The 14,957-nt window shown below is 42.9% G+C and carries 14 protein-coding genes and 1 pseudogene; 11 read left to right on the forward strand and 4 right to left on the reverse strand.

What is annotated here, in order from left to right; genetic code table 11:
- Positions 1 to 3 precede the first annotated feature (3 nt).
- Genes HNR44_RS09635 through hxlB form a run of 5 tightly spaced genes read left to right on the forward strand, consistent with a single transcriptional unit; the run spans position 4 to position 3,923 of the window.
- The gene (locus HNR44_RS09635) at positions 4 to 489 is read left to right on the forward strand and encodes a TRAP transporter small permease (protein WP_246407298.1); all 486 of its coding nucleotides are present in this window, start codon (positions 4 to 6) and stop codon (positions 487 to 489) included.
- Positions 486 to 1,763, forward strand: coding sequence for a TRAP transporter large permease (locus HNR44_RS09640; protein WP_184403922.1), 1,278 nt, complete (start codon positions 486 to 488; stop codon positions 1,761 to 1,763). The genes HNR44_RS09635 and HNR44_RS09640 overlap by 4 nt, the downstream gene beginning before the upstream one ends.
- Before the next feature lie 19 nt (positions 1,764 to 1,782).
- On the forward strand, positions 1,783 to 2,733 hold the full coding sequence (locus HNR44_RS09645; RefSeq protein WP_184403923.1) for a sugar kinase: 951 nt from the start codon (positions 1,783 to 1,785) through the stop codon (positions 2,731 to 2,733).
- A gap of 15 nt (positions 2,734 to 2,748) precedes the next feature.
- The gene (gene hxlA, locus HNR44_RS09650; protein WP_184403924.1) at positions 2,749 to 3,375 is read left to right on the forward strand and encodes a 3-hexulose-6-phosphate synthase; all 627 of its coding nucleotides are present in this window, start codon (positions 2,749 to 2,751) and stop codon (positions 3,373 to 3,375) included.
- Entirely contained in the window at positions 3,372 to 3,923 is a 552-nt protein-coding gene (hxlB, locus tag HNR44_RS09655) for a 6-phospho-3-hexuloisomerase (RefSeq protein WP_343069449.1), read from the forward strand. Before hxlA ends, hxlB begins: the two co-directional genes overlap by 4 nt.
- A 309-nt stretch (positions 3,924 to 4,232) precedes the next feature.
- Here hxlB and HNR44_RS09660 read toward each other — a convergent pair whose 3' ends face one another.
- Genes HNR44_RS09660 through HNR44_RS09670 form a run of 3 tightly spaced genes read right to left on the reverse strand, consistent with a single transcriptional unit; the run spans position 4,233 to position 7,221 of the window.
- Positions 4,233 to 5,756 carry a sodium:solute symporter family protein gene (locus HNR44_RS09660; protein WP_184403925.1) on the reverse strand — a complete coding sequence of 508 codons (1,524 nt, stop codon included), beginning with the start codon at positions 5,754 to 5,756 and terminating at the stop codon, positions 4,233 to 4,235.
- Between the two features lie 2 nt (positions 5,757 to 5,758).
- Positions 5,759 to 6,001, reverse strand: a complete 243-nt coding sequence (locus HNR44_RS09665; RefSeq protein ID WP_184403926.1) for a hypothetical protein — start codon at positions 5,999 to 6,001, stop codon at positions 5,759 to 5,761.
- Between the two features lie 14 nt (positions 6,002 to 6,015).
- On the reverse strand, positions 6,016 to 7,221 hold the full coding sequence (locus tag HNR44_RS09670) for a CaiB/BaiF CoA transferase family protein (protein ID WP_184403927.1): 1,206 nt from the start codon (positions 7,219 to 7,221) through the stop codon (positions 6,016 to 6,018).
- 129 nt (positions 7,222 to 7,350) lie between these two features.
- Between HNR44_RS09670 and HNR44_RS09675 the strand changes: the two genes are divergently transcribed.
- The 6 genes and pseudogenes from HNR44_RS09675 (at position 7,351) to HNR44_RS09700 (ending at position 13,549) form a co-directional block, all read left to right on the forward strand.
- A complete protein-coding gene (locus HNR44_RS09675; protein ID WP_184403928.1) occupies positions 7,351 to 8,517 on the forward strand; it encodes a mandelate racemase/muconate lactonizing enzyme family protein in 1,167 nt (388 codons plus the stop codon).
- Between the two features lie 442 nt (positions 8,518 to 8,959).
- A pseudogene (locus HNR44_RS18075) lies at positions 8,960 to 9,109 on the forward strand (DapH/DapD/GlmU-related protein); the annotation flags it as partial.
- A gap of 275 nt (positions 9,110 to 9,384) precedes the next feature.
- Entirely contained in the window at positions 9,385 to 10,311 is a 927-nt protein-coding gene (locus HNR44_RS09685) for a glycosyltransferase (RefSeq protein WP_343069450.1), read from the forward strand.
- Between the two features lie 4 nt (positions 10,312 to 10,315).
- Positions 10,316 to 11,011 carry an acyltransferase gene (locus HNR44_RS09690; RefSeq protein ID WP_343069452.1) on the forward strand — a complete coding sequence of 232 codons (696 nt, stop codon included), beginning with the start codon at positions 10,316 to 10,318 and terminating at the stop codon, positions 11,009 to 11,011.
- Complete coding sequence (locus HNR44_RS09695; protein WP_184403930.1) at positions 11,008 to 12,291, forward strand: D-glucuronyl C5-epimerase family protein; 1,284 nt, start codon at positions 11,008 to 11,010, stop codon at positions 12,289 to 12,291. The genes HNR44_RS09690 and HNR44_RS09695 overlap by 4 nt, the downstream gene beginning before the upstream one ends.
- 16 nt (positions 12,292 to 12,307) lie before the next feature.
- Positions 12,308 to 13,549 (forward strand): glycosyltransferase, encoded by a 1,242-nt coding sequence (locus HNR44_RS09700; protein ID WP_184403931.1) that lies wholly within the window; start codon positions 12,308 to 12,310, stop codon positions 13,547 to 13,549.
- A gap of 270 nt (positions 13,550 to 13,819) precedes the next feature.
- Here HNR44_RS09700 and wecB read toward each other — a convergent pair whose 3' ends face one another.
- Positions 13,820 to 14,899, reverse strand: coding sequence for a non-hydrolyzing UDP-N-acetylglucosamine 2-epimerase (gene wecB / locus HNR44_RS09705; RefSeq protein WP_184403932.1), 1,080 nt, complete (start codon positions 14,897 to 14,899; stop codon positions 13,820 to 13,822).
- Positions 14,900 to 14,957: the final 58 nt, after the last annotated feature.

A 14,957-nucleotide genomic window follows, 5' to 3' on the forward strand; every position in this document is an offset into this window, starting at 1 on the left:
TTGATGAAAGTGTTTATGAATGGTGTTGAATATGTGTTTTTACGAGTGGCTGCTCTTTTTTTCCTTGTATTTGTATTTTGTATTATTTTACAAGTGGTATCGCGGTACGTTCCTGGCATTTCGTTTCTATGGGCAGCTGAAGTTGCGACGTATGCATTTATTTGGACGATTTTCCTTGGAGGGGCTGTAATGGTTCGCTTGCGGGAACACTTTAGCATTGATTTTTTATTCGAGCGTCTGCAAGGGTTTCGGTTGTTAATGGTTCAAATCGTTTCCCATGTGTTGGTTCTCGGTTTTGGGTTGGTCATGGTTTTCCATGGGACAGCACTCACCGCACAGTTTTGGACATGGACCGTGAATACGCTTCCTCAATTGCAACAAGGATTTGTTTGGATGGCACTTCCCGTTTCAGGAGTAGCGATTATTGTATTTGCTGCTGGGAACATCATGGAAGATGTTCAAATGTATAAAGGAGGGAGTCGTCAATGACAGGTCTTATTTTAGTATTGCTCTTTCTCGGACTACTCCTCCTAGGTGTACCAATTGCCTTTGTCATTGGGATTGTTGCCTATGCCGGTTTCTTCATGCTTGGGGACGTTCCATTACAAGTCATCGTGGAAGGTATGTTTTCAGGATTAGAGTCGTTCGTTTTGCTTGCTGTTCCTCTATTTATTTTAGCTGCTAATATTATGAACTCGGGTCAGATCTCGGATCGCCTTATTTCCCTTGCAGTAGCTATGGTTGGACATATTCGCGGTGGTTTGGCGCAAGCCAATATTGTCGTTTCGATGTTTTTTGGAGGAATATCTGGTGCGGCAACAGCGGATACCGCTGGAGTTGGGAAAGTCCTGATCCCAAGTATGATTAAGGAAAGTTATAGTAAAGAAACGTCTGTGGGGGTTACAGCGGCATCATCCACGATGGGGATGTTGATTCCACCGAGTATCCCGATGATCGTTTATGGAAGCGTCACGAATGTTTCGGTTGGACAAATGTTCGTAGGAGGAATTCTTCCTGGGTTATTGATGGGTGCCTCAATGATGGCGTTTGTTGGCTACATCTCCCATCGCCACGCTTATCCTCGTCACGAGCGTGTGCAAGCGAAAGAGGTGGGTCGTCAGTTTTTGAAGTCCATTCCGCCACTTTTGACCCCGGTGATTATATTAGTAGGAATTATCGGCGGATATGTTACCCCGACGGAAGCGGCAATTCTTGCCTGTATCTATGCTACTATTTTAGCAGTGTTTGCGTATAAAACGCTCAGATTCAGAGACTTGCCGGAAGTGATCTATGACACGATTAAATTAAGTTCCTTGACGTTATTTGCGTTGGCAACTGCAAGCGCTCTTGGACGTTTATTTAGTTATTTTCGTTTACCAGAGCAGGTCTCGGTCTTTTTCGAAGCGTCTTTTCCATATGAGTGGATGTTTATATTAGCGGTAATTGTGCTGTTTCTTTTTGTTGGCATGATCTTGGATACAATTCCAGCTATTATATTGTTTGTGCCGATTGTTTTACCAGCAGCGGAAGCATTCGGGATAGACCCTATCCACTTTGGAATTGTCGTTGTCATGTGCTTGGCTGTTGGATTAATCACGCCGCCTTACGGCCTTAGTATGCTTTTAGCGAGTAAGATTGCGGAATTGTCGGTGATGCGTTCCATAGTTGCTTTGCTGCCATTTGTGATTGTGATCGTTATCGCAATTTTGATTGTTGCTTATGTTCCTGAGATCACGCTATGGTTGCCAGGATTTTTAGAATAAGAAGAGAGGTGGGGTTTAAATGTTGGATGTCATTACGATAGGCGATGGGATGGTTACAATGGATCCGAAATCGAGCGGTCCCCTTCGTTTTGTGCATGAATTTGAGCGAAAGGTTGGTGGAGCGGAGTTGAATTTTGCAGTTGGTTCAGCCCGGCTTGGGTTACGGACGGGTTGGATTAGCCGGCTCGGAAAAGATGAGTTTGGTCGGCATATCTTGCATTTTATGCGCGGTGAAGGCGTTGATGTTTCTAATGTGGAAATGGTTGAAGGCTATTCCACTTCGGTAAATTTTAAAGAAGTGATGGACGGCGGCCAAGGCCGGACTTTTTACTACCGGGCGAATTCTCCCATGTCTACGTTACGGCCGGAAGACCTAAATCCGGAGATGTTCGCTGGGGCACGTATATTGCATGTCACCGGTGTTTTCCCTTCAATTGAAGAAAAAAATATTGCGATTGTCCGTCGGGCCATTGCCTTGGCCAAGAAAGAAGGCTTAAGGATCAGCCTTGATCCGAATATTCGTCTAAAGATGTGGAGTAGCGAGCGGGCACGAGAAGTCCTTCTTTCTTTTTTACCGGATATCGATATTTTACTCACTGGCGAGGATGAAGCGGAGTTGTTGTTCGGTGTGGGTGACGAAAAAGAGATCGTGAAAGTGGCTGAATCGTATGGTATATCATCGATTGCGATCAAGAAAGGCGGCAAAGGTGCCGTCGTGGCCCAAGACAGTGAAATTATTGAAGCCGAAGCTGTTCCGGCTAAGGAAGTCGTTGACACCGTCGGTGCCGGCGATGGCTTTGATGCAGCGTTTATATACGGTCTGCTTCGTGAATGGCCGTTGGAAAGAATTGCTCATTTTGCCACGCTTGTCGGCTCAATGGTGGTGAGCGTACGTGGGGATAACGAAGGGTTACCCCATTTGGAAGATGTGCTCGTACAATTGGGTGAAAGATCAGAAGTTGAACGTTAAGGGAAGTGAAAAGAAATGAAAATTCAGCTCGCATTGGATCGTTTGACAGAGGAAAAAGCTTTTGAAGTCACAGCTGAAGCAGTCGATTATATCGACTGGATCGAGATCGGCACGGGAGTGATTAAGGAATATGGCGTGCAGATCGTCTCAGAAATGAAAGCCCGTTATCCGCATAAAGTGATTGTTGCCGATATGAAAACGTGTGATGCTGGAAAGCATGAGACGGAACAAGCGCTTAAAGGAGGAGCGGATATCACGACGGTAATGGCTTTTGCGGCGGATCAGACGATTACTGATGCATTGGCGGTTGCCGAGAAGTACGGGAAACGGGTGATGATCGATTTATTAGGAGTAATCAAGAAAGCGGATGTTAAGCATGTAGAGGCTCTTGGCGCGGAACTTGTTTCGCTTCATTTTGGAAAAGATATGCAAAAGAAAGGGCAGATGGAGAGAAGCGCCTTCGATTTATTACGGGAAACACCGCAATTACACGTAGCGGTGGCCGGGGGCATAAATGAAAAAACATTACCAGGTGTGGTAAAGCACCAACCGGAAACCGTGATCATTGGGAGTGCGATTACAGGTTCCAAGGCGCCTGGAAAAATGGCTGCTCGATTTCAAAGGATGGTGAAGGAAACGTGAGTTCATTCAAAGAGACAGCTCAGATGTGCATGGATGAAGTGCAGGCGGTATTAGATGGTGTTTCAGAAGAAGAAATGAAAGCATTCGCTATAGCATTAACGGAGGCGAATCGGATATTCGTTAGTGGCGACGGACGTTCAGGCTTAATGGGAAAAGCATTCGCAATGCGGTTAATGCACGCGGGCTATAACGTTTACGTTACAGGGGAAACGATCACGCCAAGCATTGATAGTGGCGACTTACTTGTGTTGATTTCTGGCTCTGGTTCATCGGCGTCGGCATATGATTTTGTGGAAAAAACTCGTGAAAAAGACGCTAGTGTGGCAATTGTTACAACGAATAGAGACGCACCTGTAGGGGAAATCAGCAACCATTTGTTTGTCCTCCCCGCTGCTACGAAATACCGTAAACCCCATGAGCCCGAAACGATTCAGCCTCTGGGCAATCAATTTGACCAAAGTGTGCACATCTTGCTCGATGCCGTGATCGTTCATATAGGTGAGGGATCTTATGAAGATATGGGCAAGCGACATACGAACCTTGAATAGCAGGGAATGAGGGGCTGTCCCAAAAGGGCAGCTCCTTCAATCGGTGCATCTTTACTCCTTTTCAGCGGGAGGATCCGCATTTCGGCGCAATCACCTGAGGATTCAGTACACGGCACGATTATTCGGCACTACGGCTAAGGAATTCGGCGAAATGCACGTGATTGGAGACGCGGCGTAGATCCATAAGGTTAAAGCACAACATCCTTAAACCAAATCTACGGGGGTTCGGTGGGCAGTAGGATTTAATTCGGTTCCTTAGCCGGGAATTCGATGAAACAGAGAGATCCTCCTCCGTAACCCCCTTGTCTTCTAATCTGTAGCCGTAGAAACATTTTGATTTTTCATCGCTGTCATTTCTTCCACTTGATTTTTTTGATCGGTGCCCATAGGCATGAAGTATGAACCGACAACACAAATGATAAAGTTAAGGGCAAGTCCATAGATCCCGCCGTGGATGCCGAATACGGTTGCATATCCTGTGAGGGTCATTCCTCCAGCGAGTGTTGCTCCAGATAACATACCCCAAAATAATGCTCTTGACGAAAGACGCTTCCAATAAAGACCTAGGACAAAGGCTGGTGCTACCTGAACAAGTATTTCAAATTTCAAGACAAAAATTTGTACTAATGTGCCTGGTGGATTCCAGGCAACCCAAAGTAAAAGCCCGATAAGTAGAATGCCAGCGAATTTTCCTATTTTGATTTTTCGTTCTTCAGATGCCGATGGATTGATGTATTTTCCGTAAACATCATTGGAAATCATCGAAGAGAAACTAAGCAAAACAGAGTCAGCTGTGGAGATGATTGCGCCGACGATGCCTCCAAAGAAGATCACCATGGCCCAATAGAAGAAGGTGTTAAGACCGGCGATGTCATTGGCCAATATCCCTACGAGTTCTTCAGAGGCGGGAACATCCAGTCCCGGGTATAACTGAATGCAAATGATTCCGACAATAAAGACGAGTCCTGATGTAATCGGTGGCATCCAGGCCATGCGTGCCAATGAATGCTTGAGCGTTCGTTCACTTTTCGCTGAATAGATCCTTTGTACAGCGTGGGGATAAACAGCAGCCCCGAACGCGGTCAAAACCAGCATACTGATCCAGTTAACGTTCGTAATCATGTCGGGAACCCCAATTCGCTCGGGTGCGGTGGCTGCAATATTTTCCGTTATGTTAGCAATGCCGCCTCCGGAAAGAGTTAGGGCTCCAATCAGCATGATGATAATTCCTAGTAATAAGATAATCCCTTGTAAGGCGTCGGTGACCGCAACAGCTTTCATTCCTCCGAGCCATTCATATGTCAGCATAACGATAATAAAAGCAATAACGGCTACACCGTAAGGAATTGTACCTCCGGTTAAACCGGAAACGGCGTGACCGACGGCAACCAATTGCTCTAATAAGTAGTTGGCAAGTCCCCAAAGCATAAGGATAATGGCGAGTATCGTTACACGTTTGGACTGAAAACGGTAGCTGATCCAATCGGTAGGTGTAACAAAATTCGCTTTTTTTGCGATTACATACAATCTTGGAGCGAATAATAAATAGACGCCAATGATTAAAGTGAAAAAAGGAACAGATTGCATCCATGAAAAACCTTCTCGATAGGCTTGTGGTGCATAACCGACGATAGTATTCCCGCTATACTGGGTAGCATAGAGGGTAAAGAATAGAGTGATGAGTCCAAGGTTGCGCCCTGCAAGATAGTAATCGCTGACACTTTTCCCTATTTTCTTACCCCGGCCGGCAAGCCAGCCAATGACAATCATGAGTACAGCATATGTGGATAAAATAATGATGGCATCGAGCCCTGCAAAACGTAGATCTTCCATGCTTAATCTCCTTTCTGGTCTTTTTCCGCTTCCTCCTCATCCTCAACAATGTTCCATTGCGTTAGGCAGAGCCAGCTTAAATAGGCCGAAAGGAAAAGTGTTAAAATAATAGTGATCAACGCCCAATAAGGAATGCCGAAAATAAAGGGCTCGATGCTTCCCTCCGGTAAATACCATGGGGCATTAAAGAGGCCGAGTAGGACTAATATGATCCAGATCCATGGTTTTTTGATCGGTTCTTTCATTAAAACCTCACCTCCTAAATAACATTGTCTTCATTCAATTCAGTCAAATAATTCTCGCTGAGACCGAGCAATTTTTCGTATACATCTTTGTTATGTTCACCGAGGATGCTAGCGCCAGGTTGTTTGATTTGACCAGGGGTTCGGCTTAATTTGGGTACCACCCCAGGCATTGGAAATTCTCCCAGCTCAGGGTGTTCAATAGGGATGATCATGTCTCTTTCTTGATAATGGCGGTCCTCAACAATATCTTTCACTGTATAAATCATTCCTGACGGGACGCCGTGTTTTTCTAATCGTTGGAGCGCAACATTGGCGTTGAGGGAGCTTGTCCATTCTTCAATCCGTACATCAAGGACTTTTTGGTTTTTGCCGCGGGCTTCGTGGGTAGCGTAATCTGGGTGCTCGGCGAGTTCTGGTTCTCCCATTGCTTCGCAAAGGCGGCGAAATACCGCATCAGCATTAGCACCAATCACAATATATGTGTCATCAGCCGTTCGGTATATATTAGAAGGTGCGACCCCGGGTAAAATATTGCCCGTTCGTTCACGGATGTAATCAGCGAGCAGGTAATCGGGTACCAGACTTTCCATGACAGAAAAAACTGATTCGTAGATGGCTGTATCAATGACTTGTCCGCGACCGGATGATTTACGTTCGTGCAAGGCCGTTAAACAGCCAATCGTAGCAAAAAGAGCAGCCAAGGTATCGCCAATAGAAATCCCCGCTCTTGTTGGCTCGCGATCGGGAAAGCCGGTGACGTGACGTAACCCGCCCATTGCCTCACCGATGCTTCCAAAGCCGGCACGTTCTTTGTAAGGACCGGTTTGTCCAAAGCCTGATGTTCGCATCATGATGAGACGAGGGTTTTCTGCGGATAGTTCTGCATAGGAAAGTCCCCACTTTTCCATCGTTCCAGGACGGAAATTTTCGATAACGATATCAGCTTCACGTACGAGGTCTTTGAAAAGTTCCTGACCTTTTTCTGTGCGTAAATTCAAAGTAATGGATTTTTTATTGCGGGATTGAACTGGCCACCAAAGACCGATGCCGTCTTTGCTTTTCCCCCATTTGCGCATGGGATCTGGTTTATCCGGAGGTTCAATTTTAATTACTTCAGCGCCAAAATCGGCAAATAACCGTCCGGAAAACGGTCCTGCTAACAATGTACCTAGCTCCAGGACGCGAACGTCTTCGAGTGGTAATTTTTCTTTTTCTAACATTTTATTCACCTCTTGATGTGATTAAGAATGTTTTCATCGTAACACTTTTTCACAGCACCGTATAGAAGTATTTGTACAATTCGCAACATCATCTTTATGTGTTACGATGATTGTAAAGAGGTGAACAGCATGAGGATTACAAAAATAGAAGAAAAACCTGTGCCGATTAGTAGTAATATCCGTAATTCTTACATTGATTTCAGCAAGATGACTGCCTCGATTGTGGCGATAACGACGGATGTAATAAAAGATGGAAAGCCGGTAGTGGGTTATGGATTTAATTCAAATGGACGTTACGCACCGACGGGACTCTTGAGGGAGCGTTTTATTCCAAGGTTATTGGAAGCCCGGCCGGAGGAAATCATGAACGATAAGGCAACCAATTTGGATCCTGAGAAAATTTTCGATGTACTTATGAAAAATGAAAAGCCAGGCGGTCATGGAGAACGAACGGTTGCCGTTGGTACCCTTGATATGGCTGTTTGGGACGCGTTAGCAAAAATTGAGGAAAAACCTTTGTATCGTGTTTTGGCAGAACAATATGGGAATGGCACAGTGGATGATAAAGTTTTTGTTTACGCAGCGGGCGGCTATTACCATCCAGGCAAAGGTCTTTCTGCATTGCAAGATGAGATGAAAGGCTATTTGGATCAAGGATATACCCATGTGAAAATGAAAGTTGGTGGAGCATCGCTCACAGAAGACTTAAAACGAATCGAAGCTGTGCTTGGGGTCTTACCAGCCGGGGATCGATTGATGGTTGACGCAAATGGCCGCTTTACATTGGATGAAGCACTTACTTTCGGTGAGAATATAAAAGATTATGGCTTGTTTTGGTATGAAGAAGCTGGCAATCCTCTTGACTATGAGCTGCAAGCAGAATTGTCCAGGCAATACCCGCACCCAACGGCGACAGGGGAGAATCTCTTTTCATTTCAGGATGCGAGAAACCTGATTCGATACGGTGGCATGAATCCAAAACGAGACTACCTGCAATTTGACTGCGCTCTTAGCTATGGACTCGTGGAATATATGAAAATTCTCGAGATGTTACAAGAAAACGGGTGGTCACCTCGAAACTGCATTCCACATGGTGGACACCAACTTTCGCTTAACATTGCTGCAGGTTTAGGACTAGCTGGCAACGAATCTTACCCGGGTGTATTCAAACCATTTGGTGGGTTTGCCGATGATTATGCCGTTGAAAACGGATATGTAAGACTCCCGGAAGTCCCGGGCATTGGCTTTGAGGCAAAGGCCGATTTATATGAGACATTGTTAAGGATAGGGGATTAAAACGAGCGAGGGCAGGCCCCTTTGCTCGTTTTTTTAGGATGTTCATTTTCAATAGAGTTAAGGAGAATCGAAAGATGAAAACGGAAAAAGAGAAAATGTTGAATGGTGAAATGTATTAGCCAGATGATGCAGAATTACTTAAGGATAGATTAAACGCTCGAAGACGAACGAGATTAGATTATCAAAACAATTGAAACAGATGATAATTAGAAAACTTGGCTTTTCGCCAAGCTTTTTGGCGAAAGCCTTAGTTGCACTTATGCAGAAAAGAAAGTTGATTTATACTTTCTTTTCTGCCAAGGAAATTGAACGTTTAAAAGACTGTTCGGTTCAACGGGGGGGGGGGGGGGAATTTATACATAGAACCAACATTTCAGTGTGATTATGGTTATAACATACATGTTGGTGAGGATTTTTACGCAAATTTTGAATTCCAGTCAATATCGGTCACAATGTCTGGGTTGGAGGTAGAGCCTTTATAATCCCTGGAGTAAATATAGGTAATAATGCCGTAATCGCTTCTGGAGCCGTCGTAACAAAAGATATCCCAGATCATGTTGTGGTGGGTGGAAATCCTGCAAAAATCATTAAACAAATTGAGGTATAGATCCATTCATCGTTAAATTAATCTTATGACAAAGGAAGGATCATGAAAGGAAAGCATCGACCTGATTTTTGGAATTGTATAATTGGATAGGTGGGTGGAGGAAGCTTCCTAGCTTTCTCCACTTTTTCATGAGAAACGGAATTAAATCAATTATCAGCGAGGTCTAATTACATACAATAGGCTAAGAATTTCCATTTCAATCTAGTCTTTCAGGTTACCACTTACATAGGATGAAACAGGGGAGGAGAAGGGGGGTTAATGTGAAGCTTCTTTATCTTGCAAAGGATACTCGCTCATTTATTGATCTAAATTATTCATATTTGGAACAAGAATTAGCGAATCATTGTGAGCTGACGATTTGGCGCAGCCCTGAACACATTTCATCGATTCTAAGAAAAATAGATACAGAGCCGTCAGCGATATTCATTGTGAACGATATCGGCAGTCGGATGGAGCCGCTTGTAAAGGGCCTAGCGAATACGAATATTCCAGTAGCGATGGGTGTCAACGATGTACATCGCTTTTCAAAACTAAGAAAAAGCTACATCGAAAAAAATCAGATCCAACATCTGTTCTCGGTGGTCCGTGACCCTTTTTCTGATATATATCCAGAATATGTAGCGAATATGAGATGGTTTCCACATTATGTGGAAACGAGTGTTTTCCGAGAGGAGCAAATGGAAAAGACCATTGATTTCCTCATGATGGGTGCAGTGAATGATTATTATCCACTAAGGCGAAAAATACTGGAAACCTTTGCCGATGATCATCGTTTTGTTTATCATCCTCATCCGGGTTATCGAAATTACAAAGAAAGTGAGCAAGAACGTTTTTTTATCGGACGAAAATATGTTCAAGAGATTAATCGGGCAAAGATCTTCTTCACTTCACCTTCGATCCTACACTATCCTGTGAAGAAATATTTTGAAGTTTTGGCATGTAAAACTCTGCTGCTTGCTCCAACTTTTCCTGAGTTAGAAGATCTTGGCTTCATTCCTGGTGTGCATTTTATCGCAGTGAACGAAGATAATTTCAAGGAACAAGCAGAATATTACTTGAAAAATGAGGAGGTACGACGCCACATTAGCGAGCAAGGGTACAACTTTGTTCGAAAGCATCATTCAACTGCCGTAAGGGCAAAACAACTCATACGAGATTTACAGACGATTTCGGAAGTAAGGAGATGAGAAGGTGTCGAATCAACCGAAAAATTTACAGGTAGGTAAAAATGTTGTGATCCATGCTGATGTAAGGATGGGAGACAATGTCACGATTGGAGATAACACCGTCATATATTCGGGAACTGAAATTGGCAATGAAGTAGAAATTGGCGCAAATTGTGTACTAGGTATTATTCCTGGAGGCAATCAGCGCATGCGTAAAACGGGAACGGATAGGGCTCCGCTCCGTATCGGGAATGGGACAAAAATTGGGCACTTAGTGTCAATATATTCTGGTACGACTCTAGAAAGCTATAACTTTATTGGTGATCATGCAAGCATCCGTGAAAACGTTAGGATTGGTAAAGAGACTGTCATTGGCCGGGCAGCGCTTGTTGAGCTAAACACGACGATCGGAGATCGCTGTACAATACAAACATTGGTTTATGTTACTGGTGATACGACCATTGAAGACCGCGTTTTTATCGGTCCATGCGTTTCGATGTCTAATGATAAGTATATGGGGGCGAAAAATTATTCAATGAAAGGTCCTCATATTCGAACCGAAGCGAAAATAGGTAATAATGCGTCGCTCCTTCCAGACGTCACGATTGGGGAAAAAACAATTGTTGGAGCTGGGGCGGTAGTGACGAAGGATACAGAGAATGGCGTCATTGTAACCGGTGTTCCGGCAAAAGTTTTAAAGGAAGGGAACGAGGCTGAGTGAGTATTGATATGCCAGATTTTACGCCACGTTTGGTTAAGGTAAGTAAACATCGATATCGAATCAAATTTTTGGAAGATGGTTATCCAGGTAAAAAATTGAATGGGGAAGTAGTACCCCATCCGATTTATGGAATTTATGTTATACGGGATTATTTATTTCAGTATAAGCGAACGAATGAGGAGAAGTTTTATAAAGCTGCAGTTATGGTAGCGGATGCAGCGATTAACCGTATGAAGCCATTTAAACAGACATTAGTATTTTGGTATAAAGAAAACTCCCCTTTTAACTCTCATAGTAAAGACTATTATTCAGCACTAACGCAAGCTTATTATACAGCAGTATTCGCTGAAATGTACGAAGTAACGAACGATCCTAAATACAAACAAGCGGCAAGGCAAGTATACCAAAGTTTGAAGGTACCAGTAGCTGAAGGAGGGGTTTACCATCATTCTTCGAAAGGACCCAGTATCCAGGAGTATCCGATGGCACCTAATGGGTATGTGTTGAATGGTTGGTTTACGGCACTCTCATCAGTAAAAAAATATGCAGAAACGTTTAAGGATCCTGATGCTAACCAATTCTGGCGGGCTAATTTAAACACGATTATTGAGTTATTGCCCCTTTATGACTCCCCCCATTTGGCCAACTCTCGCTATACATTGAATGGAATGGCGACCATTAAAGCGAGATTTGCAAAAACAGACATTGAATTGCAGCAAGTGAAATTACATGTCCCTGATGAAGGGTCGTATACATTCTCCATGGCTCCGGGATATACGAATTATGACCATATTATTGTAGACAAGAGCACGGCTGTCATCGGGGACAAAATATTTACGAAGAATCACAATCTCCTTTTAAAAACATTGCTTAGCCGATATTCGTTGCCGAAAGAAAATGAATTGCATCTGAAACTGAGGAGTCCGAGAAACACAACGATGGAGCTTTTTATTGTTACACCCGTCTACTCACCTACGCCGAAGATGAGGAAGAACACACAACATCTGCTAAAGACCGTGAAGATTAAGAAAGGATTGAACGATATCGTCGTTAAAATGGATTGGGAAGGACTTGAAGATGTCGGTCAAGCTACAACTTTTAAACGTTTTGGTTCTAAGTGGCACAACGTGTATCACTTTATCCACATCAACCGTTTGCAAGAATTCTATGAGATTACCGGAGATGAACGCCTCCTAACCTATATGAATAAATGGAAAAACTATGTGAAGCAATGGCCGCAAATACCCCTTTACAATGGCTTGGAAAATGAACCGTATTAAAGAAGGAGAGAGGACAATGACCAGGAAGAAAAAGGTATGTATGCTTGTTCATACACATTCTTTTCTTGACTCAAGGATCTTTCAAAAAGAAGCGAAGTCTTTGCAGCAAAATGGCTATGATGTCACGATGATCGTTCCGAGAATGAAGGGGAAACTATTCAGTGTAAACAAGAAACCGTTTAATCATCAATTTCTCCAAAGACGTTTTGTCCATGAAGGAGTTAAGATTGTTACGTATCATTATGAGCAGTTTAAGCCCACTGTTAGCTATATGCAGTCGAAAGTCCGATCATCAGAAATGATTTTTAATAACCCGGTTACCAAACTGGGACTTGCTGAGGATGCAGATGTTTATCACGCCCATGAGATCACGTCATTGTTCTTTGGGATTGGGATTAAACGGGCGCTTGCGAACCAAGGGAAGAAAACGAAATTAATCTTTGATAGTCACGACCTTATTCCAGACCCCTTTGATCAGAATCCAAAGTTTGTGGAAATGGGCAAGCTGTTAGATGATATGTTAGAAGAAATTGATCAGATGATTACGGTTTCTCCTTCGATTAAAGCTTGGTATATTACGAAAAAACCTACGTTACCCATAGAAATTATATATAATTCCCCGCCGTTAAATCGATCGTATAAACGAAAACCTCCGAAAGCAAATGCACTCACTGTTGGCTATGAGGGGCATGTTTCTAAGCAAAAAAAAGGCAGTAGCGATAAAATTTTCGATATAACTAAGGAGAGTAAGAGGACCATTGAAAATTTCAAGTTTAAAATTATTGGAGGGGTTTTGCACGGTCATACACTACCGATTCCTAATTCTCTGAGACAGAATATTACGTTGAGTGGCTGGGTAGATTTTCATGATATCTCTAAACAGATGGTAGATGTGGATATTGGTTGGATTGATTTTGATGATTTAAATCATTCTTTAAATCGCTCATATGCCTTACCGAATAAATTCTTCAGCTATCTGAATAACGGTATTCCGGTCATTGTGAACAAATGTCATGATATGGAGCAGTTTATTCGCACTCACCATTGCGGTATTGTGCTCAATAAAACGAAAGCTACAGGAAAGGATTATGCCCAAGCGATTTTATATTTGCACGAAAACCGTGATGTATTACAAAAAATGCGTGCGAATGCTAGAAGAGTGATGGAAGAACTCTATAACTGGGAGAAGATGGAGGATCGCCTGCTCCGTGTATATGATTCATTGCTGAATAAACCAAAAATTTTTTATATCGAATAAGAAAGCCTTCCCCTTTATAGATCGTAATTCATAAGCATCGAGCCGTACAAGCAGACTTCGTTCGATGCGTTCCAGAGTATATGATTCGTTATACGTCAAATTTATCACAGGTGTTGAGAGGAAATCGTTTACGCCATTGTTTCCATAAATGCCGCCAATTCCGGAAGTAACTCCCCCATATAGATCAGTTAATGGGGGTTCTTTTTCTCCGTCCATCTGTTTTATCTTTATTGGAGGCTTAGCATCTGTAAAACTAACCAAATAAAGTCCTTACTTCAACCATGACTTAATCTGCTGATACATAAGGTCTGATGCGTCTCCGTTTCCAAATAATGATGGATAACCCTTTGGTTTTTTTGTTTTTAAAACAGCATCTACGATGGTTTTCGATGTTGATAAATCAACTAATTGGTTCCACCCACTATCAATGGTTTCCGTCCATTCTGTTTCGGTGCGCAATGTTAAACACGGAACTTTTAACATATAAGCTTCTTTTTGTAATCCTCCGGAATCAGTCAAAATGTACTTTGCCTGGCTTGCTACGGTAAGCATATCAAAGTAACTGATCGGTTCGATGAACATAATATTGTTCACTTGATTTGTATCGGTAATGTTCCACTTATTTAATTGTTTTTTCGTACGCGGATGTAAAGGGAAGAGGACAGGGTGGTCGAGTTGTTTTAATCCGTCAATAATTACCGAAAGTCGTTTCGGATCATCCGTGTTTTCACCACGATGAATTGTAGCGAGATAATAGTTATTCGCTGTCAGTGGTAATTGTGAGAGGAGATTCGAATGTTCAAGTGCGCTTTCTTTAAAATCTAAAACAGCGTCATACATAATGTCTCCTGTAATATAAACATTTTCTTTGATTCCTTCGTCATACAAGTGTTCAACAGCTGTTTGGGACGGACAGAAGAGAAGAGATGATAGGTGATCGGTGACGATCCGATTAATTTCTTCAGGCATTGTCCGATTGAAACTTCGTAAACCGGCTTCCACGTGAGCGATGGGAATATCAAGTTTCGAAGCGGCCAGGCCTCCAGCAATGGTGGAATTCGTATCTCCATATACAAGAACGAGCTCTGGTTTCTCTCTCATCATTACTTTCTCAAGCTCGATGAGCATTTTTCCCGTTTGTTCACCATGAGGGGAGGAGCCAATGGAAAGTTGATAATCCGGTTTTGCCAAGTGTAATTGCGAGAAGAAAACATCGGACATATTCGAATCATAATGTTGCCCGGTATGAACGATGACCTCTTTCATTTCATGATCTTTTTTCAACCATCGCGATAACATGCACGCTTTTATAAACTGTGGTCTAGCCCCGATTACGGTTAGGATTTTCATCCAATTTCCTCCTTAGGAGTGCGCAATTTGATTCTTCCATCATTCAATACAAACATAT

This window comes from Geomicrobium halophilum (assembly GCF_014207655.1).
Classification (GTDB): domain Bacteria; phylum Bacillota; class Bacilli; order Bacillales; family Marinococcaceae; genus Geomicrobium; species Geomicrobium halophilum.